Annotated in this window: 23 protein-coding genes; 2 read left to right on the top strand and 21 right to left on the bottom strand. The window is 62.0% G+C overall.

Annotated features, from left to right (window positions below; translation table 11 throughout):
• Nucleotides 1–141: 141 nt before the first annotated feature.
• From VE009_RS03315 to VE009_RS03295, 5 genes are all read right to left on the bottom strand, one after another.
• Nucleotides 142–615: a heme-binding protein gene (locus tag VE009_RS03315; RefSeq protein ID WP_325005977.1), complete on the bottom strand. Its 474-nt coding sequence runs from the start codon at nt 613–615 to the stop codon at nt 142–144.
• Between the two features lie 38 nt (nt 616–653).
• A complete protein-coding gene (locus VE009_RS03310; protein WP_325005976.1) occupies nt 654–2,135 on the bottom strand; it encodes an aldehyde dehydrogenase family protein in 1,482 nt (493 codons plus the stop codon).
• A 91-nt stretch (nt 2,136–2,226) separates the two neighbouring features.
• Nucleotides 2,227–2,937 (bottom strand): iron-containing redox enzyme family protein, encoded by a 711-nt coding sequence (locus VE009_RS03305; protein ID WP_325005975.1) that lies wholly within the window; start codon nt 2,935–2,937, stop codon nt 2,227–2,229.
• Nucleotides 2,938–3,065: 128 nt separating this feature from the next.
• Nucleotides 3,066–4,493: a hypothetical protein gene (locus tag VE009_RS03300; protein WP_325005974.1), complete on the bottom strand. Its 1,428-nt coding sequence runs from the start codon at nt 4,491–4,493 to the stop codon at nt 3,066–3,068.
• Nucleotides 4,490–5,242: a creatininase family protein gene (locus VE009_RS03295; protein WP_325005973.1), complete on the bottom strand. Its 753-nt coding sequence runs from the start codon at nt 5,240–5,242 to the stop codon at nt 4,490–4,492. Before VE009_RS03295 ends, VE009_RS03300 begins: the two co-directional genes overlap by 4 nt.
• A gap of 167 nt (nt 5,243–5,409) precedes the next feature.
• Between VE009_RS03295 and yyaC the strand changes: the two genes are divergently transcribed.
• Nucleotides 5,410–6,012: a spore protease YyaC gene (yyaC, locus tag VE009_RS03290; RefSeq protein ID WP_325006177.1), complete on the top strand. Its 603-nt coding sequence runs from the start codon at nt 5,410–5,412 to the stop codon at nt 6,010–6,012.
• On the opposite strand, the gene VE009_RS03285 is transcribed toward yyaC, so the two are convergent.
• Nucleotides 6,013–7,479 (bottom strand): hypothetical protein, encoded by a 1,467-nt coding sequence (locus VE009_RS03285; RefSeq protein ID WP_325005972.1) that lies wholly within the window; start codon nt 7,477–7,479, stop codon nt 6,013–6,015.
• Nucleotides 7,480–7,823: 344 nt separating this feature from the next.
• On the opposite strand from VE009_RS03285, the gene VE009_RS03280 reads away from it, so the two are divergent.
• Nucleotides 7,824–8,537 carry an NAD(P)-binding domain-containing protein gene (locus VE009_RS03280; protein WP_325005971.1) on the top strand — a complete coding sequence of 238 codons (714 nt, stop codon included), beginning with the start codon at nt 7,824–7,826 and terminating at the stop codon, nt 8,535–8,537.
• Between the two features lie 157 nt (nt 8,538–8,694).
• On the opposite strand, the gene VE009_RS03275 is transcribed toward VE009_RS03280, so the two are convergent.
• The 15 genes from VE009_RS03275 to VE009_RS03205 form a co-directional block, all read right to left on the bottom strand.
• Nucleotides 8,695–9,567 (bottom strand): ABC transporter permease, encoded by an 873-nt coding sequence (locus VE009_RS03275; RefSeq protein WP_325005970.1) that lies wholly within the window; start codon nt 9,565–9,567, stop codon nt 8,695–8,697.
• Nucleotides 9,548–10,327 (bottom strand): ABC transporter ATP-binding protein, encoded by a 780-nt coding sequence (locus VE009_RS03270; RefSeq protein WP_325005969.1) that lies wholly within the window; start codon nt 10,325–10,327, stop codon nt 9,548–9,550. Before VE009_RS03270 ends, VE009_RS03275 begins: the two co-directional genes overlap by 20 nt.
• 6 nt (nt 10,328–10,333) lie before the next feature.
• Entirely contained in the window at nt 10,334–11,440 is a 1,107-nt protein-coding gene (locus VE009_RS03265) for an ABC transporter substrate-binding protein (RefSeq protein ID WP_325005968.1), read from the bottom strand.
• Between the two features lie 25 nt (nt 11,441–11,465).
• The gene (locus tag VE009_RS03260; RefSeq protein WP_325005967.1) at nt 11,466–12,509 is read right to left on the bottom strand and encodes a Nif3-like dinuclear metal center hexameric protein; all 1,044 of its coding nucleotides are present in this window, start codon (nt 12,507–12,509) and stop codon (nt 11,466–11,468) included.
• A 349-nt stretch (nt 12,510–12,858) separates the two neighbouring features.
• The gene (locus VE009_RS03255; RefSeq protein WP_325005966.1) at nt 12,859–13,215 is read right to left on the bottom strand and encodes a Na-translocating system protein MpsC family protein; all 357 of its coding nucleotides are present in this window, start codon (nt 13,213–13,215) and stop codon (nt 12,859–12,861) included.
• Nucleotides 13,216–13,392: 177 nt separating this feature from the next.
• Nucleotides 13,393–14,739 carry a polysaccharide deacetylase family protein gene (locus VE009_RS03250; RefSeq protein ID WP_325005965.1) on the bottom strand — a complete coding sequence of 449 codons (1,347 nt, stop codon included), beginning with the start codon at nt 14,737–14,739 and terminating at the stop codon, nt 13,393–13,395.
• Nucleotides 14,740–14,906: 167 nt separating this feature from the next.
• Nucleotides 14,907–16,688, bottom strand: coding sequence for a penicillin-binding transpeptidase domain-containing protein (locus VE009_RS03245; RefSeq protein WP_325005964.1), 1,782 nt, complete (start codon nt 16,686–16,688; stop codon nt 14,907–14,909).
• Between the two features lie 127 nt (nt 16,689–16,815).
• Nucleotides 16,816–18,927 carry a methyl-accepting chemotaxis protein gene (locus VE009_RS03240; protein WP_325005963.1) on the bottom strand — a complete coding sequence of 704 codons (2,112 nt, stop codon included), beginning with the start codon at nt 18,925–18,927 and terminating at the stop codon, nt 16,816–16,818.
• Nucleotides 18,928–19,067: 140 nt separating this feature from the next.
• Nucleotides 19,068–20,132 (bottom strand): endolytic transglycosylase MltG, encoded by a 1,065-nt coding sequence (gene mltG, locus VE009_RS03235; protein ID WP_325005962.1) that lies wholly within the window; start codon nt 20,130–20,132, stop codon nt 19,068–19,070.
• A gap of 55 nt (nt 20,133–20,187) precedes the next feature.
• Entirely contained in the window at nt 20,188–20,505 is a 318-nt protein-coding gene (locus VE009_RS03230) for a DUF1292 domain-containing protein (RefSeq protein ID WP_325005961.1), read from the bottom strand.
• Nucleotides 20,506–20,515: 10 nt separating this feature from the next.
• A complete protein-coding gene (locus VE009_RS03225) occupies nt 20,516–20,830 on the bottom strand; it encodes a DUF1292 domain-containing protein (protein WP_325005960.1) in 315 nt (104 codons plus the stop codon).
• Nucleotides 20,831–20,842: 12 nt separating this feature from the next.
• Nucleotides 20,843–21,256 carry a Holliday junction resolvase RuvX gene (gene ruvX / locus VE009_RS03220; RefSeq protein WP_325005959.1) on the bottom strand — a complete coding sequence of 138 codons (414 nt, stop codon included), beginning with the start codon at nt 21,254–21,256 and terminating at the stop codon, nt 20,843–20,845.
• Nucleotides 21,257–21,258: 2 nt separating this feature from the next.
• Complete coding sequence (locus tag VE009_RS03215) at nt 21,259–21,519, bottom strand: IreB family regulatory phosphoprotein (RefSeq protein WP_325005958.1); 261 nt, start codon at nt 21,517–21,519, stop codon at nt 21,259–21,261.
• A 74-nt stretch (nt 21,520–21,593) separates the two neighbouring features.
• Nucleotides 21,594–24,227 carry an alanine--tRNA ligase gene (gene alaS / locus VE009_RS03210; protein WP_325005957.1) on the bottom strand — a complete coding sequence of 878 codons (2,634 nt, stop codon included), beginning with the start codon at nt 24,225–24,227 and terminating at the stop codon, nt 21,594–21,596.
• Nucleotides 24,228–24,902: 675 nt separating this feature from the next.
• Nucleotides 24,903–25,155, bottom strand: a 253-nt coding sequence (locus tag VE009_RS03205) for a hypothetical protein (RefSeq protein ID WP_325005956.1), incomplete at its 5' end; no start/stop codon positions are given.

The raw sequence follows: 25,155 nt of genomic DNA, 5'->3' as shown, positions 1-25,155 counted from the left end.
GTGTTTCCCTTAGTGTAATCCAATGCATGGGCGGTATCAACACTCGGTGCGCAACGCTTTCACGCGGCGCGCAGCAGCACGGTTCGACGCCGATCGGGTCGCGCAGAAAGTCTTACAAGGAACCCGCAGCAGGGCGGCGCATCACTTTTTGATATCCGCCTCCGTCATCACGTCGTATTCGGGGCCAAGATGCTCCTGCAGCGCTCGCAGCGCGGCCGTGCCTACGGCCGTGTCCTGCTCGCCGTTGCCGCCGCTGACGCCGACGCCGCCGATCACTTCGCCGTTGACGACGATCGGGAAGCCCCCGACGAAGATCGCGAACTTGCCCGGAATCATGACGTGAATGCCGAACGCTTCCCCGGTCGTCGTCGCAGGTCCCCCCGGCTGGTTGAACAAATGCGTGGAACGCTTATGGCCGCTCGCGGTGAACGCCTTGGCGATCGCGATCTCGGGGCCCGTGATGCGGGCGCCGTTCATCCGCTCCAACGCGATGACGTATCCGCCGTCGTCGACGATGCAGATCGTCTCGAGCGCCTTCGCTTCCGCCGCGGCGCGCTTCGCCGCTTCGATCATCACCTTCGCCTCTTCAAGTTCCAGCTTCAGTACCGATTTCATTCGCAGCCTCCTCCCGTAACCCTGTCGACGCCGAAGGTTCAACCCTTCAGCGGCGCAATCCCGTGGTATACCGTCTTCACCCGAGTGTAAAACTCGAGCGCCCCGCGCCCGGATTCCCGGTACGTCGCCGTGCTCGACATTTTGACGCCGCCGAACGGCGCGTTCACCGCGTTGCCCGTCGTCGGCCGATTGATCTTGACCATGCCGGATTCGCTGTGGTCGACGAAATACCGCATCTTCGTGTCGTCCGACGTGCAGATCGAAGCGGACAAGCCGTATTCGACGCCGTTGGCGATCCGCACCGCCTCCTGCAGACTGCCGGCGCGGAGCACCGCGATTACCGGGCCGAATATTTCCTCCTGCGCGATCCGCATGTCCGGCGTGACGCCCGCGAACACCGCCGGGGTCACGTAGTAGCCGGACGCATACTCGCCTTCGGTCAGCCGCTCGCCGCCGCAGACGAGCTCGGCGCCTTCCTCGAGGCCGATCGCCACGTAGCTCAGGACGTTGTCAAGCTGGCTGGCGTTGGCGAGCGGACCGACGTCGACGCCGGCGGCGAGCCCGCTGCCGATGCGCAGCGCCTTCGCCTTCGCCGCCAGCTTACCGACGAACGCGTCGTAGACGGCGTCCATGACGATCACGCGGCTCGTGCCCGTGCAAGCCTGCCCGGTCAATTCGAAGCCGCCCTTCACCGCAAGCTCCGCGGCGTGGTCCAAATCGGCGTCTTCGAGCACGACGAGCGGATTTTTGCCGCCGAGCTCGAGCTGCACCCGCGTCGACAGCCGCACCGACCGATGTATGCTTTCCCCCGCTCCCGTCGAACCCGTGAAGGTGACCGCCTTCACGGCGGGATGCGTCGTGAGCGGCGCCGCCGTTTTCGAAGCCGAGCCGGTGACGAAATTAAGCACCCCTGCTGGCAGCCCCGCCTCGTGCAGCGCTTCGACGAGACGAAACGCGATGAGCGGCGTATCCGACGCGGGCTTGAACACGACGGTGTTGCCGGTGACGAGCGCCGGGGCGATTTTGCGCGCCGGGATCGAAATCGGGAAGTTCCACGGCGTGATGACCGTTACGACGCCGAGCGGTTCCTTCTTCGTGTACACGAACGTCGTCGGGTCGTCGGAGGGCAGCGTTTCGCCCGCGACATTAAGCCCTTCGGAAGCATAGTAGCGGAGCGTTTGGGCCGAACGCTTCACTTCCATCCGGCTGCTCGCGAGCGTCTTGCCTTCCTCCCGCGTCAGCTCCGCGGCGTTCCGCTCCAGGTTCGCTTCCAGCAGCTCCGCCGCTTTATACAAAATCTCCGCCCGCCGGCTCGGGGCGACCGACTTCCATCCGGCGAACGCGGCGTCTGCCGCTTCGACCGCGGCGACCGCATCCTCCGCGACCGACGCTTGGAACCGTCCGACGACGTCCGACGTATCGGCCGGATTGACGCTGTCGAACGTGAGCCAGCTGATCGAGGACACCCATTCGCCGTTAATTAAGTTCATATAAGTGCGCACTGCCGTTTCCACCGTCATGGGCGCTTCCCCTCTCTTTTCGACCGAAGTAGGGCGCTAATGAACAAGATTCCCGAGAGACGCTGCCGCCGGCTCGGGAATCGTCGGTTCGTTATTTGCCTACGAATTCCCGGGAAATAGCGGCGATGTACATGCGGCGCATTTTGGTCGCTTCTTCGACGATTTGGATGCAGCGCTGCTGCTCCTCCGCCGTCTTCGCGTATTCCAGAACGATCTGATAGCCGCGCTCGCCGTGAATTTCGTCCGAGACGATATGAAGATCGAAAAATTCCACTTCCTCGTCGGTGAAGCCGTATTTCTCGCGAAGCACCGGCGTTTGGCGGCGGTAGATCGCCGGCACCTGGGATTCGAGGCCGACGACGAGCGCCGCGGTCGCGAACAGGAAGTTTTCTTTAAACGCCATCCGGTAGCACCAAGACTGCAAACCGATCGTTTCCGGGAGCAGATCCTTCATGCCGACGATGCGTTCGCGGGTCGTGCCGCACGCTTCGCCGAAGCGGATCAACAAATCCGTGTGCCGGTCGCCGCCGAGCTCTTCTTCCCACATGTTTTGCAGCAGGAAGTCTCTAGCGTCCTCGTGCGGACAGTTCGCGTATATGTAAGCGAGGTACTCCGCGAACGGACCGACGTACGCGTAATGCTGCTCTACCCATCTGGCGAAGTGTTCCTTCTTCAGTTCGCCGTTCGCCCACATCGTCGTAAAAGGGGCTTTCGCGACGGCGTTGCCTTCGATGGCTTGCTCCAATGCGCTGCGGAATTCCTCTTTGTTCATAAAACGGGGCTTCGATGCGATCAAGGTCATGGTAGAAACGCTCCTCTCAAAATATAGAATGGATAAGGCATACATGTCGGCGTCAGGCTCGCTTTATTTGGTATATTGTATACCAAATATCTTGCTTGTGCCTATTATCATCGAGGCGCCGCCGTCTGTCAACCACCTTTTTGCAAGAAATAGAGCGCCGTCATGCAGATCGCCAAAAAGCCCGCCGTAAACGGCAAATTCCAATTCGACACCCGGTACGCGCTGCGGTCCACGAGGCTCGACATAATGCCGACGGTGGCGTTGTACGGGCCTACAAGGAACGAACCCGCCGCGCCGGCCAGCATCGCGACCGCGATCAGCTCGACGGAAATGCCGAGCGCCGCCGGGTTCAGCGCGCCCGCCGCCAGCGCCAACGCGACGGCCGGATGGATGCCGACGAACGCCATGGCGAACGGCAGCAGCGGCACGAGCACGAGGAACAGCTCCGCTCCGACCGCATCCTTGAATGCGCCGAGCGCCGAGCTGACGGCGAGGTCGGTCCCCGTCGCCTGCACCGCGGCGATCATGTAGCCGGCGCTTAGAAAAACGAAAAATTGATCTTTCATCTTCCGCAGCTGCTCCGGCACCGCCTTCTTCGCCTGCACGACGAACGCCCCCGACATGCCGATCAGCGAAGACCACGCCCACGCGAACGGGATGACGGACAACGTTACGAGCACTAAGAAGCTTAAGTCGGTGAACCGCTCCAGCGCCGAAATCAACAAATTGAACGCCAAGATGACGACGAAAATTTGCGCGGGATGACGCGGCTTCGCCCCGCTCGTTTCGGCGCGCTCAGGCGGCGCAGCCCCGCGGACGGCCGCGTCCGCAGGAAGCTCCCGAGCGGCTGCCAGCTCCCCGAGCGCCGAGCCGGTGAGCCGTTTCCTTCGCCGGTTCGCGATCCACATCGCCGTCAGCCAGTCGAGCAGCAAGCCGAGGAAGCTGAGCGGGATGACGATCGGCAAAATGGACGTCCACCGCACCCCCGTCATTTCGACGATGATGCCGACCATCGGCGTCACCGGCGTCCAAACGAGCGGCATGCCGAAGCCGTGCGTAATCGACCTGCTGATAAACCGCTCCTTGTCCGCGATCGGATACAAGTCGACCGAAGAGCGAATCGTATGGTACACCATCGGCAGCGCCGCGACGCTCATGAACGAGCTGAATAGATACGACATGGACGACGTGATGGCGTACAGCACGCCGGAATGCCTCACTTGGCGGCGGATGATCGACTGCACCCGATCCGCGTAACGGCCCAACTGAATCGGGACGGCGACGACCGGAACGAGCGCGAACAAGCTTAAAATGTTCAGCATGCCGCCGAACGACAGCACGTAGGCGGACCACGCCGCGCCGTGCTTCAGCAGCAGGCCGAAGCCGACCGCGAGGAACAAGCTGCCGAGCAGCCTTACGAACGGTTTCACCGAGGCGAAAACGACGGCGAGAATCGAAATGCATAAAACCGATATCAGCCAATGCAGCGGCAGCTCGGGGAACAGAGCCCAAAGCAAGTTCGCGGCGATGGCGGAGAGGAACAGCGCCGTTTTCATGACTGCAGCACGTCCCTCACCGCGTCCGCAAGGCGCGAGAGCGCCGTTTCCACGATTTGTTCGCCGATGTCTCGGCTCGCCTTCGTCGCGTCCCCGATGCAGCCGTTGCGCGTCATTTCTTCATAATAATAGTAGCCTTGCAGCGGGCTGCCGGGGCGGAGCCGCCGCCAGCGCCCTTCTTGAATGTCCCCTTTCTCAAGCAAATCCGCCCGGACGAGCTGCGGCGCCAAATAGAGCGCCTCCGACACTTCACGCTCGCAGCTGTGTCCGTACAGTTTCGAGCCGATCGTTCGGTCCATGACGTCTTTGGCGGAGGCGGTCGTTTTGGCGTAAAACATCTGGACGCCGAGCTCGAGCGTGATCGTTTCGGCGGCGACGGCGAGCGTGTTCTGGTTGCCGCCGTGGGCATTGAGCACGAGTATCTTCTCGATGCCGTGTTCTTTAAGCGAATGCGCCATATCCCGAAGCACGGCGATGAGCGTAGACGGCTGCAGCGAGATCGTGCCTGGGAAATGGAGATGGTGAGGGGACACCCCCATGTTGACCGTCGGCGTCACGATCGCGAGCGGGTGCAGCCGTTCCGCCAGCCGGACCGCCATCGCCTCCGCGAGCACCGCATCGCAGCTTTCGTTCATGTGAGGGCCGTGCTGCTCATGGGCGCCTAGAGGGATAATGGCGATTCGAACCGTATGTAACGCTTCCTTCACCTCGGGCCACGTCATTTCCGTCAACCGATACGCTGTCGTCATGCTGCATTCCCCTTTCATTTTGTCATTTGGTATATTGTATACCATACAACAAAATGTTCACAGAACTTTTTGGAGTTCGGCTTTGCTTTTGGACATGGAGTTTGGATATGATTACTTAAGAACAGCTTACAGCTTACGTCAGAGAGCAGGTGATTTCGTTGTCGACCATGTGCCACAGCCACTATCTCGATAAAAAATCGGTGGAACTGCTGTCCGAAGCACTTGTGAGGCATTACGCGAAGCGGCCTCATTTTTCCGAAATCGCGATTCTATGCATCGGGACGAACCGCCATTCGTGGGACTCCCTCGGCCCGTCGGTCGGAAGCCGATTGCTGGAACGGCTCCAGGGCCATCCCCGCATTCGCGTTTACGGCACGTTGGATAAACCGATTCACGCCTTAAACATACACAAGCAGCTCGATGCGATCGCGCGAGCGCACCCGAACGCGTATACGATCGCCGTCGACGCCTGCATCGGGCAATTTTTCAAAATCGGCACGCTGCAGTTCGTCGAGGAGCCGCTCGTTCCGGGACTCGGTCTGCAGAAGGAGCTGCCCCCCGTCGGGCACGTTCATTTCAAAGGCGTCGTCAACAATCACGGGGCGCTGAACCCGAAGGTGATGGAGCACGGCAGCCTGACGTTCGTACACGAAATGGCCGCGGTGCTCAGCCGCGTCCTCGTGAAGGCGAGCGGAGACATCGTGCCGATGCTGGCGGCGGCGCCCGACGCCGAAGGCTCGCCTTCCCGAACTCTGTCTTCGACGTCCTGATTACCAGAAGACGACCGCGACGACGGTCGATACCGCGAGGCCGATGATGACGGGCAGGAAGTTTTTCCGAGCGAGCTCGATCGCGGACACCCCGGCGAAGCCGGCGACGGCGACGAGCGACGACCAGGCGACGATCGTGCCTCCGCCCGCCCAGATGGCGCCCATTTGGCCGATGGCCGCGAGCGTCGACGGATCCATGCCGACCGTCGGCGCCAGCGCGCCCGACAGCGAGCCTGTCAGCGGAAGGCCGGAGAAGCCGGAGCCGTCGAGGCCGGTGATCACGCCGATGATCATCATGCCGAAAGCGGTCAGCATCGCGCTTTGCGGAATGAGGCTTTGGATCGACGCGACGAGATCGAACAAGAAGGCCGGCGCCGTTTCGCCTTCGCCGACGCCGAGGATGCCGCCGGAGAAGTCGGCGTTGCCGAGGAAGAAGAAGCCCGCGATCGGGATGACGGGCCCCATCGCCCGGAATGCGAAGACGAAGCCTTCCACCAGATGATCGCTGATTTTATCGAGCGCGTTGATTTTCGTGAACACGGTGCAGGCGAGGATGAGCAGCACGATCGCCACCCCGCCGATGAACGCCGCGCCGTCGCCGCCTTCGAAGCTGCCGAGGGCGCCGTCCGTGAACTTGGAGATCGTCATGACGACCATGACGCCGAGCATCGCCAGCGGGACGAGCGCCGCGAGAATTTTGGACCAACGCTGGACGTCCGCGGGGACCGTTTCGACCGTCGCCGCCGCTTCCGCCAATTCGGGATCCGCGCTCGGCTTCGTCTGGAACATGGCGACTTCCCCTCCGGCCGTCGACGAGGAGAGCGCCGGGCTCGCGATCGCCTTCCGGTTCATCAAGTAGGCGCCGCCGATCGCCACGCCTCCGGTAATAAGCGACAAAATCATCGCTTTGTCCGCGACGACGCCCGTGTCGGCGCCGGCCCCCGTCGCGCTCAGCATCGGGGCGACCTGCATGACATAGTCGGAGGAGAGCGCCATCCCTTGCCCCGCTAGGGCGATCGCCATCGCCGCGCCCATCGGCGGCAGCCCCGCGCGCACCGCGGCCGGGATGAGCAGCGCCCCGATCAGCGGAACGGCCGGCGTCGGCCAGAAGAAGAGCGAGATGACGAAGGTGACGGCCGCCAGGATGAAGAAGGCGACATGACCGTTGACGATAAACTTCTGAATCGGTTGAATCATCCGCTTATCCGCGCCGATGTCGCGGAGCGAGGCCAAGAGGGCGACCATGAAGGTGATGATCAAGAAAATCGTGAACAATTCCCGCGCGGCCGTCAGGTTTGCGTTGTACACCGCTTTAAACCCGCTGATGACGTCCCCTCTGTAAATCCATCCGATCAAGAACGTCCCGATCAACGTCGGTATTACGACACCTCGACGAAACAACATGACCAAAATGACTGCTGCTGTTACCAAGGCATACATCGCGTGTGAAATAGTAATCATCCGCATCCCTCGACTTGTCCAGTTTATTGGCCCTCGGACAAAATATTAGCATAATATTAACGCTCTGAATATAGTTTTGGTGTATTGTATACAATTATTTTCTGAAAATTCTATTTAGTTGGGCGGTTATATTCCTTGAATCTTACATTTTCAAAGCGTTTTCAATGACATGAGCCCGAATTTGTGTCGTCAGGAAGGACCGCGATGCCGTCCGCCCGCTGCTCTCGCCTGAATCCATAACTATTGCAGCGCGACTCTCGCCTGGATTATGAAAAAGCGACTGCCGTTCGTGCTGATTTGTGGTATATTGCATGCAAAATACGAATTTACTCCCTGGAGGAGGTTTTGCCATGCATGACACGCTGCCAACCGTCGCCGTCGTCGGCTTAGGCCAATTGGGCGTCGAGCTCGCTCGGCGCTTGCCCGCCGAACGCCTGCTGCTCGTCAGCCGCTCCGAAACGAAAGCCGCCGCGCTGGCGAAGGAGCTTCCCGGCGCCGCCGCCGTGCCGATCTCGCGGTTATCCGAAGCGGACCTCGTGTTCCTCGCGGTGCCCGCCGGCGAAGTCGTGCCCTTGTACCGCGAGCGGCTCGCCCCTCATATCCGGCCGGACGCCGCGCTCGTCAACACGGCGACGCTCGTCGACACGGCCGAGCTGCGCGCCGCTTGCCCGGACCATCGCTGGATTCCGCTGAAGCTCATCGGCAGCGCGAAGGCGCTGCAAGCCGGCAGAACGGCGCTGCTCGTCACCGACGACGAGGAGCATCGGGCGCTGCTCGAGCCGCTCGTCGGCGCGCTCGGCCGGGTGATCGCCGGCGACGAACGATGGGTGCTCGCGTGCAACACGATCGCGACGAAGCGCGCCTTGGAGGCCGGCCTGCGCATCGCCGAGGATCTTCGTTCGGCGGGTCTGCCGGCCGAATTCGCCGCCGCCGCGCAGGCCGTCGTCGCCGCGGGCGTGCTGCAATCGTTCGCGGACGGCACGCTCGGCCATTTCGGCAAAGCCGTGCTGCAAGAGCTCGAAGTCGAGCGGAATGAAGCGGGCGTCGCTCGCGAAGCGAAATAGTCGGAGAAACTCCGGCTATTCCTACGATTCAGCGCCCGCGCCGCCATTTCGTCGGAGAAACTCCGACTATTTCGCCGCCGCGGCGCCCCCACCTAACGCCAAGCGCCCCTCCCCGCCGGTCGCGGGAGAGGGGCGCCTTCGGCGCATGATCCGCGCGCTACGCCTCGAAATGCGTCTTCTTCAGCGCATAATGCCCCGCGGCGGACACGATGCCGTACAGCACGATCGACAGCGCCGCAAGCAGCATGATGCTGACCATGACGAGGTCCATCTGGAACACTTGGCCGCCGTAAATGATCAAATACCCGAGTCCCGCCTTCGACGACAGAAACTCCCCCATCACGACCCCGACGAGCGTGAGGCCCACGTTCACCTTCAGCGTCGCGATGACGTTCGGCACGCTCGCGGGCAGCAGCACCATCCGGAGCATTTGGAACCGGCTGGCGCCGAGCGACTCCATCAGCTTCAGCTTCGTGCGGCTGATTTCCCTGAACCCGCTCTCGATCATCATGATCGTCACGATGATCGAGATCGCGATCGCCATGCCGTAGATCGAATACTTCTCCCCGAGCCAAATGTAAAAGATCGGCCCGAGCGCCACCTTCGGCAGCGCGTTCAACACGACGACGTACGGCTCGAGCACCTTCGACGCGTAGGTCGACCACCAGAACAGCACCGCGATCAACGTGCCGAGCGTCATCGACACCGCGATGCCGATGACCGTCTCGAGGCTCGTCACCCACGCATGGTGAAACAGCGTCCCTTCGAACGCCAGCTGCCGGAACGCGTTCGCAAGACGCGACGGCTGGCTCGTCAGCATCGGGTCGACCCAGCGGACGTTCGCCGCGATTTCCCAGAGCGCGAGCACGAAGGCGAGCACACCGAGCCGGGCAACGCGGACCGACCTGACGTTCCGCCGATGCGCCCGCAGGAACGCTTCGTACTGCGGCGACGCGGCCGGCTTCCGCGCGGCGGCGGCGACGGCCGCGGCTTCCGGCGTCATCGGCTCTCTAACCGGCAGAGACGACATGGCCTTCCAGCTCCCTCCAAATATCGTTGAAATATTGCGGGTACCGCGCCGCGCTCCGCTTCCGCCACGGCAGCAGCCCTTCGCCCTCGTCGAAGCGGATCGAATAAATCGAGGAAATCGTGCTCGGCCGCTTCGACATGACCATCACCCGATCGCCCATGCAGATCGCCTCCGAAATGTCATGCGTCACGAGCACCGCCGTTTTGCCCTGATCTTTGATGATAGTGAAAATTTCGTCCGCGAGCGTCAGGCGGGTCTGGTAATCGAGCGCGGAGAACGGCTCGTCGAGCAGCAAGATGTCCGGCTCCGTCACCAGCGTCCGAATGAGCGCCACCCGCTGCCGCATGCCGCCGGACAGCTGCGACGGGTTATGCTTCGCGAACCCGCCGAGGCCGTACCGCTCGAGCAGCTCGAGCGCCTTCCGTTCGGCCTTCTTCAGGTCCATCCGCCGCACCTCCGCGCCGACGAGCAAATTGCTCAACACGTCGCGCCATTCGAACAAATGGTCATGCTGCAGCATATACCCGACCTTCGGCGACACGCCGTTCACTTCCGCGCCGTCGATCAGCACCTTCCCCTTCGTCGGCCGGATCATGCCGGAGACGAGGGAGAGCAGCGTGCTCTTCCCGCAGCCGCTCGGCCCTACGATGCTGATGAATTCTCCGGCGTCCACGGCGACGTCGATGTCGCGCAGCGCCTCCGTCTCCTGCTTGACCGTGAAATAGTTGAGGCTGACGTTCTTCAGTTCGATCTGCGCCACTTCGGATCACTCCCCGAGGTTGTTCACGAAGCTCATGTCGACGACGTCATTCATGTTCGCGATTTTTTCTTCGGCCTTCAGCACGCCGTTCTCGATCAGCGTCGTCTGGAGCTTTTCGAACGCTTCCGCCGTCATCTCCGGCTTCGTCGGCCACGTGTCTTGGCTCTTGTACCGGTTGACGGAGTTCAAAATCAAATCTTCCGGCGTTCCTTCGAAGAACGGCATGAGCGCTTCGGCGATTTCCGCGTCGCTCGCCGTCTGCAGCCAAGCCGCCCCTTTCGCCACTGCGTTCACGAAGCCCTGAACGATGTCCGGATTCGCCGCGATGTAATCGGATGTGGCCACGTACGACGTTTCCGGGAACGCGCCGAACGATTCGCCCATCGACGCGACGTAATGCGCTTGTCCTTCTTTTTCAAGCGTCGAGGCGACCGGTTCGAACAACTGGATGAAATCGCCTTGACCGCTCGCGAACGCGCCGGCCATCGCGGGCGACGCCACGTTCGTGATGACGTCCGCCTTCACGCCTTCTTGAAGCAGCATGGAGTTCATGACCATTTGCGGCGCGCTGCCCGGTCTCCATCCGAGCACCGACTTCCCTTCCAGGTCGCTCCATTCGAACGAATCGAGCTTTTCGCGGGAGAGCAGGAACGAACCGTCCTTTATCGTCAACTGGTGGAAAATTTTCAACGTTTTGTCGCCCTTTTGGTTATAAATATAGATCGCCGTTTCCGGACCGACGAGCGAAATGTCCGCTATGCCGGCGATGAGCGCGGCCGCCCCCTTGTCGGAGCCCTGCGCCGTGTTCATGTCGACGAGGATGCCTTCCTCTTCGAAAAAACCTTTCGACATCGCGGCGTAATGCGGCGCGTAAAAAATCGAGCGGATAACCTCCGAAAATTTGACCGTTACCAGTTCCTTCGTCTCTTCGGCGGCCAGCTCCGTCTCCGGCGCGGCCGTCTCGGCCGTCGTTTCGGCAGCCGGCGCTTCCGCGGCCGGAGCCTCCTCCTCCGGCGCCGAGCCGGTCTGTGCGGCGCCGCAGCCCGCCACCCAGATCAAAGCCGCCGCCAACAACGTTACTCCTGCCATGCGCGTCCATTTCCCCATCGTCATCCGTTCTCTTCCTCCCAATATGTTTTTATATGTACACGGCGCTGCCGACGCCGGAGACGAGATGCGTCTCCGCCATCGCCTTGCCGTATCGAACCATGTTCGCGTGCCCCACGTCCCGGAGCGGCACCGCCGTAATTCGCTCTCGCAGCAGGAACACCTCCGCGTCCGGCAGCAGCATTTCCAGCGCATAAGCGAGCGGCAGGCCGTTCTCCCAAATTTCCACCGAATGCGGATTGCCGACGATGAAGTTGAGCCCCCGGCGCCGCGCCAGCTCGACGAAAGCGTGCTCCTCCCGAACCCGGCTGATGCTCACGATAATCGTATCCGTTTCGGGATACAGCTCGAGCGCCTGCTCCAGATGCGCGAGCGAAAATCCGGTATGCGGGAAAAAATGAAGCACATGCCGTACCGGGCTGTCCGGACGGCCGGCCAGCAGCATCGCCGGATTGGCGAGCGTCGCTTCCTCGAGCGTCGCCTCCCCGCGAATCGCCCGCTCCGCCTCGAGCAGTCCGGCGTCGGCGTCGCGCCCCATCCACGCCGCGATGCGCGCCAGCACGTCGCCCGCCGTCCGCACGTCGTCGAACGCCACCCCTTTGTGCAGCACGTTGCCCGGGACGCCGCCGAACGCGGTGTCGGTTTTCAGCTTCCGATGTCCGTGCAGGAACGTAAGGCCCGGGTGGAGCCCGTGAAACGCCTCGTGCATTTCGATGAGCGACAGCCCGTACAGCGGCAAGTAATCCGCGAACGGGACGCCTCCCGAATTGGCGGCTTCGGCCACCGGGTGATGCACGACGAGCACGTCGAGCCGAAGCGCGGAGGCGAGCTCGATCATCGACTCCGTCAGCGTCATGCCGACGCCGATGCGGGAGACGCGCTGCCGTTTGTCCCCGAACACGAGTCCCGGAATTTCGATGACGCTTTTGCCCGGGATGTTCGACGTTTTCGTGACCACGTACGGATTCGTGCCGGAAGTTACTTCATTCCAATCCATCACCATCCTTCCTTTGGAAATGTGATTCAGCGCGAGAAGCACGCTTTCCACATTCGTTTCGGACCGATCCACGGTCATTCGCATTCACCTCTCGGGGTCTGGGCAACAAAGAATGCAAAAAAACCGCAATTATGAGCATACGTGGGCCTTGTCGCCCCAGATATGTCACAATTAGCGGTTTTAAAGCGCTCCGTACGCGGAGTTCTCTATTACCTGCTATGTATAATGGAGTTTGCTGCGACGGAGATTCGATCTTTTCCGCAGAAGGATCGTATCTCGAGCCGATCGCAAACCGGTTACCTCTCGCAATCCAAGGTCGTATCTCCTTGTTGTTAGTAAATGTAACGCAGATCATTCCAATAGTCAAGCCTCTTGCAAAAAATTATGAAAATTGCGTTATATTATTTAACATTTAACTACCGCAAAGTTAAGCGTCAACCGACTCCGCAAACACGATGATCGTGCCCGAATGCTCCGTCTTCGGGTCGTAATCCTTGAACACGGAAAGCACCTCGAGGCCGAGCTGACGTTCGAGCTGTTCCTTCAGCATCCGCTTGTTCGCCTCCATCAGCAGCATATCGACGCTCGCCGTCAAGCTCCGGTGGTCCGCGTCGAGAATTTTCAAGGCAGGGATTCGCTTATGCGTCGCGAAAATAAACACCTTATCGCCGACGACTTCGATGCGCTGTGATTTGATGCCGATGCCGAAAATTTCTTGATTGATCGAGTTGTAAATTTTTACGATTTCCTGCTTCAACACGCCTGTTCCGTATTTCGCTCCCATGCTCGCCCTCCTCGACGTAAGCCGGCCGTTTCGGTTCCGCTCTACGAGTTGCTTTCTACACGAGAGTCTATGATCCCTTTACTGACACAGGGTGTAAGAAAGAAAAAGCGCCCCTCCCGAGTTCGGAAGGGACGCTTGCCGTTTACGATTTTTCGTTCCGGCCGCCGACGCGCGCCATTACGCGAGCCTGCCGTCGGCCCGATCCGCCGCGCCTGCGGCGACCTGCGTGACCGTCTCGCCGTATCGTTTGGTCATTTCTTTCATCGAAATGGCGATGCGTTTCGGCACCAGCATCTCTGCGCGCTGGCCGAGCCTGTCTTTGCCTTGCGGGTGAATGACGGATAACAAAAATTTCAAATATAAGCGCGTTGCGAACGCAAACCACCCGCGCGGCAAATCGGCGATCGTAAAGCCGAACTGCTCCACGCCCCGGTTGACCATCGACGTGCCGAGCACCGCTTTAATAGACGAAACATCCTTGCGCAGCAGCAGCGACGCCGCCAGCTTCGGCATCGTTTTCTCCATCGCGCGAATGAGCTGAATCGCGAGCTGCACCGGCGATCTGGCGTTGCGGCCGAATTCGTACAGAAGCTCGTTGTTCATGTGCAGCTCTACGACGGTGTCCCCGGACCTCAGCGCCTCGCCTTCGGACAGCGGAATCGTCTCGCCGTGATACGACGTGATGCGGTAAAACAGGAAGCTCTTCGGATCTTCCGGAATCGCCGCCTGCAGCCGGAACGCCGCGTGGAAGCACCGCTCCCAGAACAAGAACGCCGCGACCAGCGCCTTCCGGACGGGATGCGCTTTGCGCTGCGCCGCTTTCGCGTAGGCATCGGCCAACTCGTCCACGCGGACGAACCGGTAGCCCCGGTCGAGCGCCGCCGGGATGAACCGCTCCAGCGCTTCGATCGTGTTCGCCGGCGCTTCGAGATCCGCGCCGAACGTGTTCCCGCAGTCGTGCAGCAGATAAATCGTGCCGCCCGAAAGCCGCTTCAGCATGCGCGATTCGATCTTCGCCGCGCCGGTCGACTTGCGCCAGTCGCCGGCCATCATCGACCAGAGGACGATCTGCAGCTGGTGGCGGCTCGCGAAATCGAACAAATTCATAATGCCCCACGGCGGTCTGTAAAAGCGCGGCTTTGTACCGGTAATGCGCTCGATCAGCTCCGACGTCATCCGAATTTGCTTCGCGACCGACTTCGGCCGCATCAACCAATTGCTCCGGTGCAGGTAGTTATGTATGCCGATCGAGTGACCCTCTTGGTGCATGCGCAGAATGATGTCCGGATGCGCCTCCGCGTGTTTGCCGACGACGAAGAACGTCGCCTTGATCCCGTGCCGCCCCAGCAAATCGAGCAGGCGAGGCGTGTACACCGGGTCGGGTCCGTCGTCGAACGTCAGGCTGATATCGCGCTCGGACATTCCTCGTTTCAGCACGCGGTAGCCGAACAGGCGGCTGATCAATCCCGGCAAAAACGCGTAAAACGTGAAAAAGTAAAACAAATAGAGCATGAGCGTGCTCACGTTTCGTCCCCCTAGCTCGAACTCCCCCATACAGCGGCGTATCTGATAGGTTCTCTCAACCACATAGACTTTATTATAACATTGACGGTGACAGTTTTCAGCATCAACCGTCCAAGCCGCGAGGGGGAGCGGCGCGAGGGGGAGCGGCGCGAGGGGGAGCGGCGCGACTAGGGGAGGGCGGCCAAGGCGTCCATGACCGCGCCGAACAGCGCCGTCGCTTGATTCGGCGATTCGGGGGGACGGTTCGCCGCGAGCACGGCGACCGCGTAGCGCGGGGCGTTCGCGGGGCCGTAGCCGACGAACCATTGGTGCACGACGGCGCGGCCCTCGGCGGCCGCCTCCGCGGTGCCCGACTTGCCGGCGAGCGGCCATGCCGACTTGCGCAGCGCCGCTCCCGTGCCGTCCGCGACGACGCCTTCCAGCATGCCGCGCAGCGCGCGGACCGTGGCGCCGGACAGCGGCGCCGACGGATCCGCGAGCCGCTTCAGCGCGTAGCGGTCCGCGGCGGTGCCGTCGGCGAACTGCAGCTCCGACGCGGCGCGCGGCGAGGCGGCGGCGCCGCCGTGCAGCAGCGTCACCATCCAGTTCGCCGCCGACAGCGGCGTCCAGCGCGCATCGCGCTGGCCGATCGCCGTCTGCGCGAGGACGCCGCCGTCCGCCGCCCGAGGCGCTCCGGCGAACAGCCGCCCCGGCTGTTCCTCCGGCAGCTGCCGCAGCGGAGCGCCGTCGACGCTCGACGCCCCTTGCCAGCCGACGGGGCCGACCAAGCCGAGCGCCTCCGCGTACCGCTCCAGCGTGGCGCCGTCGAGCCGCTCGCCGATTTCGGCGAACGCGACGTTGCACGATTCGGCCAGCGCCTCTTCCAGCGTCAGCCGGCCGTGCCCGCCCTTCTTCCAGCACGTCAGCCCGTACTTGCCGTACGTGCCGTCGCAGTCGAACGTCTCCCCGGGATGCGCGGCGCCCTCCTCGAGCGCGACGGCCGCGACGAACGACTTCATGACGGAGCCGGGCGGGAATGCGCGGATCGCTCGGTTCGCCCAGGCGTCGCCCGCCCGCGGACCGAGCGCGTCCGGGAACGCGGGGCGGCTCACCATCGCCACGATGTCCGCCGTCGCCGCGTCCAGCACGACGACGGCGCCCTCCCGCAGCCCCGCCGCGTCCGCAGCCTCCTCCGCCGCCTGCTGCGCTTCGGCATCCAGCGTCGTCACGAGCCGCAGCGGATAATACGGGCTGCGCTCCCCCGTCGTGCGGACGCCGAGCCCGTCCAGCGGATGCCCGGCGCCGTCCGCGTACGCGACGATGCGGGTCGCCTCCTGCGCCTGCAGCAGCCGATCGAAGGCGAGCTCGAGCCCCGCGGCGCCGATCGGCGTGGCGAGGCTCAGCCGCCCCGCCTGCAGCCGGTCGCCATACGTCGCCGCGAGCCGGTCCGGCTGCTCGGCGACGAAGCCGACCGCATGCGCCGCGAGCCGCCGCCCGGGATACCGCTGCACGCTCGAGGCGACCCCCGCCCCGACGAGCCGCAGGCGCCGGATCGCTTCCCGCTGCGCCGCCGTCAGCGGCGCCGGCCGGTTCGCCGCCGGGCCGTCCGGCGTCCACCACGACGGCGCGCGCACGCGGCGCCACTCGTCGAGCAGGCGCGCCGCGGGCACGCCGAGCGCCGCCGCCAGCTGCTCGCGCTCGGTCGCGGGCGTCCGATCCGCGCCGCCCGGGAACAGCAGCAGCCCTTCGACGACGGCGCCCGTGAACGGGACGCCGCGCCGGTCGACGATATGGCCGCGGCCCGCGTCGAGCGTCACGCCCTGCGCGCGCTGACGGACCGACATCGCCGCCGCCTCCGCGGCGGCGCCCGCCCCGAGCGGCCCCCGCTGCAGCCACAGCAGCCGCCCGGCAAGCAGCGCGAACGCCGCGGCGAACGCGAGCAGCACATGGAATATCCGATGTCGACGCATCTAGCTTCCCCCCTGATTCCATCCCGAACCATCCTTGGATATCCTCAGTATGAGCTTCCCGGCGGACACGCAAACGCCGCCCTGCGGAAAGGCAGGGCGGCGCGATAAGACACAGTATGCGATTCAATTATAGACGAAATTTATTGAGCGTATCCCGGAGACGAACCGAAACGTCTTCGAGACGGCCGGCGAGCCCGACGAGCGAATCGCCGACTTGCAGCTGGTCGGTGCTGAGGCTCGCGACCTCCTCCGTCGTCGCCGACGACTGCTGCGCGACCGCGCTGACGCTCGCCATCGCGTCCGCCAGCGTCTGCTGCGTCCGCTCCAGCTCCCGGACGGCGCCCATGACCGAATCGAGCTGCTGCACGAATTCGCCCATCCGGTCGTTCACCGAAAGGAAAATGTCGTTGGAATGCTTGACCGACGCGATCTGCTCTTGGAACAGCGGGTATGCTCGTCCCATGAGGCCGACCGTCTCGTCGATTTCGCCCCGGATGCGGTTCGTAATGCGGCCGACCGTCTCGATCGACTGCTTCGACTGATCCGCGAGCTTGCGAATTTCGTCGGCGACGACCATGAAGCCGCGCCCCGCTTCGCCGGCGCGCGCCGCCTCGATCGAGGCGTTCAGCGACAAAATGTTCGTCTGCTTCGTGATGTTGTTCAGCAGCACCAAAATTTCCTGTATCGACGACGTACTCTTCTGGAGCTCCTCGACCTTCTGGACCATAGACACCGTTAGCTGCTCCGTCTCGGCCGTCTTCGCGCTCAGCCCGTGCATCGTTTCCGCGCCGAGCTGGCTCGCCTTCTGAATGTCCGCCGCGGCGGCCGCCATCTGCTCGTTCGCCTGCACCGTGCTTGCCATGCGCGTGCCCATCACGTTCGCGACGTCCGTCACCTTCTCGGCCTCGACCGCGACGTTGGACGCGCCGATGGCGATTTGCTCCGTCGCGATCGCGATTTCCTTCGCGGACGTCGCCGTCCGGCGGGAGGCCTCTCCGAGCTCGCCCGCCGTATCCATGACGTATCGAGCCGACTGGTGCGACTCTTCCACCAACGAACGGATGTTGGCGATCATTTCGTTGAAGCCGTTCGCTAACGTCCCGATTTCGTCGAGACGCTTCACGTACGGCGACCGTACCGACAAGTCGCCTTCCTCCGCCTGCTTCATCAAGCCGGCCATCCGGCGAAGCGGCGTACCGATGCGCAGCGCGACCATCCAGCCGATGACGACGGCGGCGACCGTGCCAACCAGAAGCATCAGAACCGTGACGTTCCAAATCGTCTTCGTGCCGGCCACGAGCGGCGCGAACGGCTGCACGCCGACGAATTTCCAGCCGCCTTCCAGCTCGCTGTACGCGACCAGCATCGTTTCCCCTTCGACTTCCGTGCGGATCGCGCCGTTCTCCCCATCGAGACCGCCGAATGCGAACGGGGCGCCGATTTGCGTTTTGTCCGGGGACGAAACGATTAGGCCGTTCGGATCCACCAAATACATCCGGCTGTTCTCGCCGAGCGCATCCTTCATCACGACCTGCAGCCGTTCTTCCCGGATCTCCATCAGCATTACGTAATTCGCCGAGAACGTCACCTGGTCTTTCACGACGCGGGCGTAGCCGAAAGCCGGCGCCGAGGCGAGGCCGGATGGTCCTTTCGCGGACGAACCGATCCAAATGCCTTTGCCGTCGCTTTTCAACGCCTCTTGGAACCAAGCCGCATTTTTCACGTCATCCGTCGCGGTGCTCGTCCCGAGCGTGATCATCGGCAAGTCGTCCCCCAGCGAAATCAAATGCAGCGACAACAGCGATTGGTCGGAAAACAAATACGTATTGAGCCGAGTCTCCATCTCTCGGCGCAATTCCAAAACCGCCATCATATCGTCCGGGTTCGTCCGGTACTGGAACGTCAGCTCTCCGATTTCCGGAATGAGCATCATTTCCAGCGACGTGTCCTCGAATTGCTGGAGCACCAGCTGCAGCTTCTCCGCCGCTTGAACCGCCGTAAGCCGTTTCGATTCCGCGACTTGCGTCTCGATCAGTTCGCGAGATCGGTCATAGGACATAAAACCTACGCTCGATACGGAGATAAAAATCACTGCGAAGAAATAAATAAACAGCCTCAACCCGATCGAACGCGCCGGGTTCACCCGGATCGTCAAGCGGGGCTGCGTCGGTTTTGCCGCTTCGCTGTTTGCGGCTTTCTTAGCGAACAAATCGCGTAGGGAAAAAGTCCTCCGTGTCATGAGCTTCATCCTTTCGAAATGCGCCGAAGGTGCTCCCTCGTGCCGTGGTACTAGCTACTCCTCGACTATATTCGACATCCGCTCTGAAAACCCTTCCACCTACACGTAATTTTTGGTACTTCTGCTTTGGGAACGGAGATCTACCCGTTCCCGTTGCTTTTCTTGATATTCCGCAAATGTTCTTCGTACGTCTTGCCGAAATAATGTTCTCCCGTGCCGTCCTTCTTCGTGACGTAAAACAAGTACTCCGACGGCTCCGGGTACAACGCCGCATGAATGGAAGCGAGACCAGGACTTGCGATCGGCCCCGGCGGCAGGCCTGCGTTCAAATACGTATTGTACGGACTCTCGATTTGCAAATCTTTCTCGAACAGCCGCTCCTTCTGCTCGTCGAACAAATACTGCACCGTCGCGTCGATCTGGAGGGGCATGTCCTTCGCGAGGCGGTTGTAAATGACCCCGGCGACGAGCGGGCGCTCCGCGTCGACGACGACTTCGCGCTCGACGAGCGAAGCGATCGTCATCATTTCGTGGAACGTGACGCCGTTCTCCTCGAGCTGCCCTTCCCATCCCTCGGGCAGCGTCGCAAGCTTGCGATCCAGCTCCGCGGCCATGCGGCGAAGCGCCTCGAACGCCGTAATATCCTTCGGAAACTCGTACGTCTCCGGGAACAAGTACCCTTCCAGCGGGAAGCGGTACAGATCGCTAGGCGGAATCGCCGCCGCCCGCATCGCCCCGTCGCCGCTCGAGACGACCTTGAACGCGTATGGGTCGCTCACGACCTCGAGCACCGCTTCCTCCGAAAATCCCGCCTTCACGAGCGCGCCCACGACCTGCCGGGCCGTGAACCCTTCCGGGATCGTAACGCGGATCGTCTCTTCTTTTACGGTATCGCCTGCGTTCAGCCGGGCGATAATGTCTTGAATGCTCGTGCCCGGCGCCATCGCATACGTTCCCGCTTGGAAGCCGGTGCCTAGGTTTTTATATTTTAAATACATCGAGAAGATCAGTGCGCTCCGAATCAGTCCGTGCTCTTCCAAAATGTTCGCGATTTCCGCGGAAGACGTGCCTGCGGGAATCGTGAAGACGATTTCCTCCGACGCCGCCGGCGGTTTCAGCTGCTCCATCGCGTAATAACCTGCGGCGCTCGCCGCGCCGACGGCGACGACGACGAGCAGCAGCAGCCCCTTAATCCATTTCCACATCGTCTCTATGCCCCCTGAAACAGGAAAAAGAGCGGCTTCGCCGCCCTCTTCCTTGTTACTCTTGCGGGAACGACACCGTCAACTCGTCCGCGAGTTCGGATACGTTCTCCCATTCCTCGTCGTCCTCGATCGTTTCGATTTCGTATTCCCCGTCGCCGGCCGGCGTAACGCGGAACACCGACGGCTCGTCGTCGTCCGCTTTGTCGTCCGCCGGACGGAGCACCGCGTACGAGCGCCCGTTCCAATCGAACTCGACGACGATCCGGAATACGCTGTCGCCTTCTTTGCCGTCCTCCGAAAGGACGATGTCTTCTCCGTACGCTTCCTGCAAGCGGTTCGTCCGAACGACGCCTGGCACCGTATTTTCCGACATGCTTAGCCTCCTACGACTCAGAGCCTTCCATTTCTTCGAGCAGCGTGTTGAACGTTTCTTCGACCATGTTCCATTCTTCCTCGTCATCGATCGTGTACAGCTTCAGCTCGTCGCCGTCTTCTTCGTAACGGAACGCATACACCTCGTCGGTGTCCTCTTCGCCGCCTTCGACCGGAACGACCATCATATACTTGTGATCGGAACCGTCGACTTCGAATTTCATAATGACTTCGAACTCTTCTTCGTTGCCGTCCTCGTCCGGAATATAAATGATTTCCGGTTCAAGAGCTTCCGCTTCGCCTTGCTCGTGGTTATGATCCGCCATTCCAGTCACCTCTTATCTTTTTTTCGCATCCATGTAATTTTGCAAAATGAGCGCGGCCGCCATCTTGTCGATGACCGCCTTGCGCTTTTTCCGGCTGACGTCGGCTTCGATCAACGTTCGCTGGGCGGACATCGTCGTCAGCCGTTCATCCCATAACACTACGGGCAGATGGAGCGTTTCGGCGAGCGAAGCGGCGAACGCTTGCGCGATTTCGCCTCTCGGACCGATCGAGCCGTTCATGTTTTTCGGCAGGCCGACCACGACCTCGGCGACGCCGTATTCCTTCGCGAGCGCGGCGATGTCGTTCAGCACCCGCTCGTCGCCGGAATTGCGCAGCGTCGTCACGCCCTGCGCCGTCAAGAACAACTCGTCGCTGACGGCGACGCCGATTTGGCGGTCGCCGTAGTCGATTCCCATGAGCCGCATGGTCAGCGGTGCTGGCCGACGTAAAACCGCACGAGCTCTTCGATCAGCTCGTCGCGTTCCCGTTTCCGAATCAGACTTCGCGCGTTATCGTGACGAGGGATATACGCAGGGTCGCCGGATAATAAATACCCTACGATTTGGTTGATGGGGTTATACCCCTTTTCCTGCAGCGCGTCATAGACGGTGAGCAGCACTTCCTGCACCGATGCTTCTTGCGATTCGGGCAGGCGTTCGTACTTCATCGTTTTGTCCATGGAATTCATACCGGCACCCCCGTTTGCAGTTGGAATTATTTATTATATTCTGTACGCGGCTCTAAAACCCTTTTTCCCGCGGATCACGATTGCAATTGTTTTGCGAGCAGCCGCTCCGCCGCTTGCAGCGCCTCCGGCAGCTTGGACGCGTCCTTGCCCCCGGCCTGCGCCATGTCGGGACGACCGCCGCCGCCGCCGCCGCAGATCGCGGCCGCTTCCTTCACAATCGCGCCGGCCGAAATGCCGCGCTTCACCAAATCGGGGGTGACGGCCGCCACCAGATTGACCTTGCCGTCGTTCGCGGCGCCGAGCAGCACGACGACGGAGCCGAGCTTCGCCTTCATCGTGTCGGCGATGCCGCGCAGCGTATCCATATCGGCGCCGTTCACCGCAGCCGCGATGAGCGGAATGTCGCCGACGTGACGCACCGACTGCTCGAGGCTGCCCGCCTCCAGCGCGCCGATTTTGCCGCGGAGCCCGTCGATCTCCCGCTGCGCGTCGCGCAGCTGGCCTTGCAGCGCCTCGATGCGCTTCGGCAGCTCGGCCGGGCTCGACTTCACGAGCGCGGCGCCGTCGCGAAGCAGCTGAAGCTGCTCGTCAACGTACAAATACGCGCCGCGGCCCGTCACCGCCTCGATGCGGCGGACGCCGGAGCCGATGCCGCTCTCGCTGACGATTTTGAACATCCCGATTTGGGACGTGTTCCCGACGTGGCAGCCGCCGCACAGCTCGATGCTGTACTCGCCCACCTGCACGACGCGCACGATGTCGCCGTACTTTTCGCCGAACAGCGCCATCGCGCCCATCGCTTTCGCTTCGTCGATCGGCTTTTGCTCGATGGAGACCGTCGTGCCCTTCCAAATCTGCTCGTTCACCTTGCGCTCGATGATCGCGAGCTCTTCGGGCGTGACTGCGGCGATGTGCGAGAAGTCGAAGCGCAGGCGGTCCGGCTCCACGAGCGAGCCCGCCTGATTGACGTGGTCGCCGAGCACTTCCTTGAGCGCCTTATGCAACAAATGCGTCGCGGTATGATTTTTGATGATGCTCTCCCGCTCCGCGCTCGCGACCGAAGCGGTCAGCTCGTCGCCTTTGCGCAGCACGCCGCTCTCGATCGTCACGAGGTGAACGTGCTGGCCGTGCGGCGCTTTCGACACTTCTTCGACTAAGGCGCGAACGTCCTTGCTTGCGAGCGAGCCCTTATCGCTGACCTGGCCGCCGCTTTCCGCATAGAACGGCGTGCGGTCCAGCAGCACGTGCACCTTCTCGCCGGCGCCGGCCATTTCGACCCACTCGTCGTCTTGAACGATGCCGATCACTTTAGCAGCGGTTACCAGTTCATTATATCCAACAAACTCGCTTTTAACCGTAAAGTCGGCGAGGGCGCCGCCCTGCACCTTCATGCTGCCTTTGTCCTGGCGCGCGGCGCGGGCGCGCTGGCGCTGCTCCTCCATCGCGCGCTCGAAGCCTTCGCGGTCGACGGCGAGCCCTTGCTCCGCGGCGAAGTCTTCCGTCAGGTCGAGCGGGAAGCCGTACGTGTCGTACAGCTTGAACGCCTCCGCGCCGTCGATGCTTTTGCGGCCGACGGACTTCGCCGACTCGACGAACGACGACAGAATCGCGAGGCCTTCGGTGAGCGTTTCGTGGAACCGCTCTTCCTCCATCCGGATCACGCGCTCGATAAATTCGCGGCGGTCGACGACTTCCTTGTAGTAGACGCCCATGACGTCGCCGACGACCTTCGTGAGCCGGTACATGAACGGTTTCTCGACGCCGAGCGTCGCTTTGCCGTAGCGGACCGCGCGGCGGAGCAAACGGCGAATGACGTAGCCGCGGCCTTCGTTGCCCGGCAGCACGCCGTCGCCGACGGAGAAGACGACCGTGCGGACGTGGTCGGCGATCACCTTCAGCGCGACGTCGGTGTCGTGGTCGACGCCGTACTTCACGCCGGCGATCTCGCACGTCGCGTCGATGATCGGACGGAACAAGTCCGTGTCGAAGTTCGAATCGACGTCTTGGAGAATAGAGGCGAACCGCTCGAGACCCGCGCCCGTATCGATGTTTTTGTTCGGCAGCGGCGTGTAGGAGCCGTCCTTGTTATGGTTGAACTGCGAGAACACGAGGTTCCACACTTCGAGGAAGCGCTCGTTCTCGCCGCCCGGCGTGCACTCCGGATCGGACAGGTCGCCGTATTTTTCGCCGCGGTCGTAGAAAATTTCCGTACACGGGCCGCACGGACCTTCGCCGATGTCCCAGAAGTTGTCCTCGAGCTTGTAGATGCGCTCCGCCGGGATGCCGATTTTTTCGTTCCAAATTCGGAACGCTTCTTCGTCCTCCGGATGAATCGTGACGGACAGGCGGTCTTTGTCGAAGCCGATCCACTCCGGCGACGTCAGGAACTCCCACGCCCACGTAATCGTTTCTTCTTTAAAGTAGTCGCCGATCGAGAAGTTCCCGAGCATTTCGAAGAACGTGTGGTGGCGGCGCGTCTTGCCGACGTTCTCGATGTCGTTCGTGCGGATGCACTTTTGCGCGTTCGTGATGCGCGGGTTTTCCGGCACGACGCGGCCGTCGAAATAGGCCTTAAGCGGCGCCATCCCCGCGTTGATCCACAGCAGCGTCGGGTCGTTGTGCGGCACGAGCGGCGCGCTCGGCTCGATTTTGTGCCCTTTGCTTTCGAAGAATTGCAGCCATTTGCTGCGAATTTCGCTTGCTTTCATAGGTTCGGTTCAACCCCCGGTTCATTGTAAAAAAATAAAAATCGCCCCTGAAATGTCAGGGACGATAAGTAACGTTATCGCGGTACCACCCTGGTTTATCCCGGCGGACGTTGCGCGTCATGGACTGCGGTCGGTCGGGAAACCCTCGATCGAGAGGATAACGGCTCTCAGCCGGCGAAGTTCGTTCGCACTCCGAAATTAGCTTCGGCCGTCCACCTGTTCGGCAAGGCTCTCGCAGCCGGGCGTACGGCAAGTTGATGCAGGCGCCCGAAGCCTATTCTCTGCTCCGCGGTGAGGCGGCGTACTCGATTTCATCGTCGTGTTGCGCGTATTAGCGGATAATGGATAAATTATAGCGCCTCTCCCCGGGGGAAGTCAATTCCGGTCGGACGGTGTCGAGCGGCGGGCGTTCTTTCAACGCGCTTCGGTCCGCGAAGTTGCTTGCGCTCCGCCTTTCGCTCGTACAACCGCACGCTATTTGTGCTCTTTCCCGCGAACCGCGCAAATTTTGTGCTCTCACCGCCGACCGCCATCCTCCCAGCCAACCGCCGCATCCCCGTACGTGCCTGCCGTCCGCCGCGACCGCATGCTTTTTGTGCTCTTCCCCGCGAACCGCGCAAATTTTGTGCTGTCGCCGCCGACCGCCATCCTCCCAGCCAGCCTCCGCATCCCCGTTCATGCCCGCCGTCCGCCGCGACCGCACGTTTTTTGTGCTCTTTCCAGCAAACCGGACAAATTTCGTGCTGTCGCCGCCGACCGCCACACTCCCAGCCAACCGCCGCATCCCCGTTCGTGCCCGCCGTCCGCCGCGACCGCTCGCTTTTGGTGCTCTTCCTCCCGAACCGCGCAAATTTTGTGCTCTCCCCGCCGACGCCACACTCCCAGCCAACCGCCGCATCCCCGTTCGTGCCCGCCGTCCGCCGCGACC

This window comes from Paenibacillus sp. (genome assembly GCF_035645195.1).
GTDB lineage: Bacteria > Bacillota > Bacilli > Paenibacillales > YIM-B00363 > Paenibacillus_AE.
The sequence above is the reverse complement of the archived record's forward strand: the minus strand, read 5'-3'. Positions and strand labels throughout refer to the sequence as shown.

Excerpts from the sequence above, each read along its gene's own strand:
- yyaC (WP_325006177.1), top strand. The coding sequence starts at position 5,410 with ATGTGCCACAGCCACTATCTCGATAAAAAATCGGTGGAACTGCTGTCC.
- VE009_RS03230 (WP_325005961.1), bottom strand. The coding sequence starts at position 20,505 with ATGTCGGAAAATACGGTGCCAGGCGTCGTTCGGACGAACCGCTTGCAG.
- VE009_RS03295 (WP_325005973.1), bottom strand. The coding sequence starts at position 5,242 with ATGACGACAGCGTATCGGTTGACGGAAATGACGTGGCCCGAGGTGAAG.
- ruvX (WP_325005959.1), bottom strand. The coding sequence starts at position 21,256 with ATGCGGCTCATGGGAATCGACTACGGCGACCGCCAAATCGGCGTCGCC.
- VE009_RS03265 (WP_325005968.1), bottom strand. The coding sequence starts at position 11,440 with ATGACGATGGGGAAATGGACGCGCATGGCAGGAGTAACGTTGTTGGCG.
- mltG (WP_325005962.1), bottom strand. The coding sequence starts at position 20,132 with ATGTGGAAATGGATTAAGGGGCTGCTGCTGCTCGTCGTCGTCGCCGTC.
- VE009_RS03310 (WP_325005976.1), bottom strand. The coding sequence starts at position 2,135 with ATGACGGTGGAAACGGCAGTGCGCACTTATATGAACTTAATTAACGGC.
- VE009_RS03280 (WP_325005971.1), top strand. The coding sequence starts at position 7,824 with ATGCATGACACGCTGCCAACCGTCGCCGTCGTCGGCTTAGGCCAATTG.
- VE009_RS03260 (WP_325005967.1), bottom strand. The coding sequence starts at position 12,509 with ATGACCGTGGATCGGTCCGAAACGAATGTGGAAAGCGTGCTTCTCGCG.
- alaS (WP_325005957.1), bottom strand. The coding sequence starts at position 24,227 with ATGAAAGCAAGCGAAATTCGCAGCAAATGGCTGCAATTCTTCGAAAGC.
- VE009_RS03285 (WP_325005972.1), bottom strand. The coding sequence starts at position 7,479 with ATGCGGATGATTACTATTTCACACGCGATGTATGCCTTGGTAACAGCA.
- VE009_RS03315 (WP_325005977.1), bottom strand. The coding sequence starts at position 615 with ATGAAATCGGTACTGAAGCTGGAACTTGAAGAGGCGAAGGTGATGATC.
- VE009_RS03305 (WP_325005975.1), bottom strand. The coding sequence starts at position 2,937 with ATGACCTTGATCGCATCGAAGCCCCGTTTTATGAACAAAGAGGAATTC.
- VE009_RS03275 (WP_325005970.1), bottom strand. The coding sequence starts at position 9,567 with ATGTCGTCTCTGCCGGTTAGAGAGCCGATGACGCCGGAAGCCGCGGCC.
- VE009_RS03225 (WP_325005960.1), bottom strand. The coding sequence starts at position 20,830 with ATGGCGGATCATAACCACGAGCAAGGCGAAGCGGAAGCTCTTGAACCG.
- VE009_RS03245 (WP_325005964.1), bottom strand. The coding sequence starts at position 16,688 with ATGCGTCGACATCGGATATTCCATGTGCTGCTCGCGTTCGCCGCGGCG.
- VE009_RS03240 (WP_325005963.1), bottom strand. The coding sequence starts at position 18,927 with ATGACACGGAGGACTTTTTCCCTACGCGATTTGTTCGCTAAGAAAGCC.
- VE009_RS03300 (WP_325005974.1), bottom strand. The coding sequence starts at position 4,493 with ATGAAAACGGCGCTGTTCCTCTCCGCCATCGCCGCGAACTTGCTTTGG.
- VE009_RS03215 (WP_325005958.1), bottom strand. The coding sequence starts at position 21,519 with ATGAATTCCATGGACAAAACGATGAAGTACGAACGCCTGCCCGAATCG.
- VE009_RS03255 (WP_325005966.1), bottom strand. The coding sequence starts at position 13,215 with ATGGGAGCGAAATACGGAACAGGCGTGTTGAAGCAGGAAATCGTAAAA.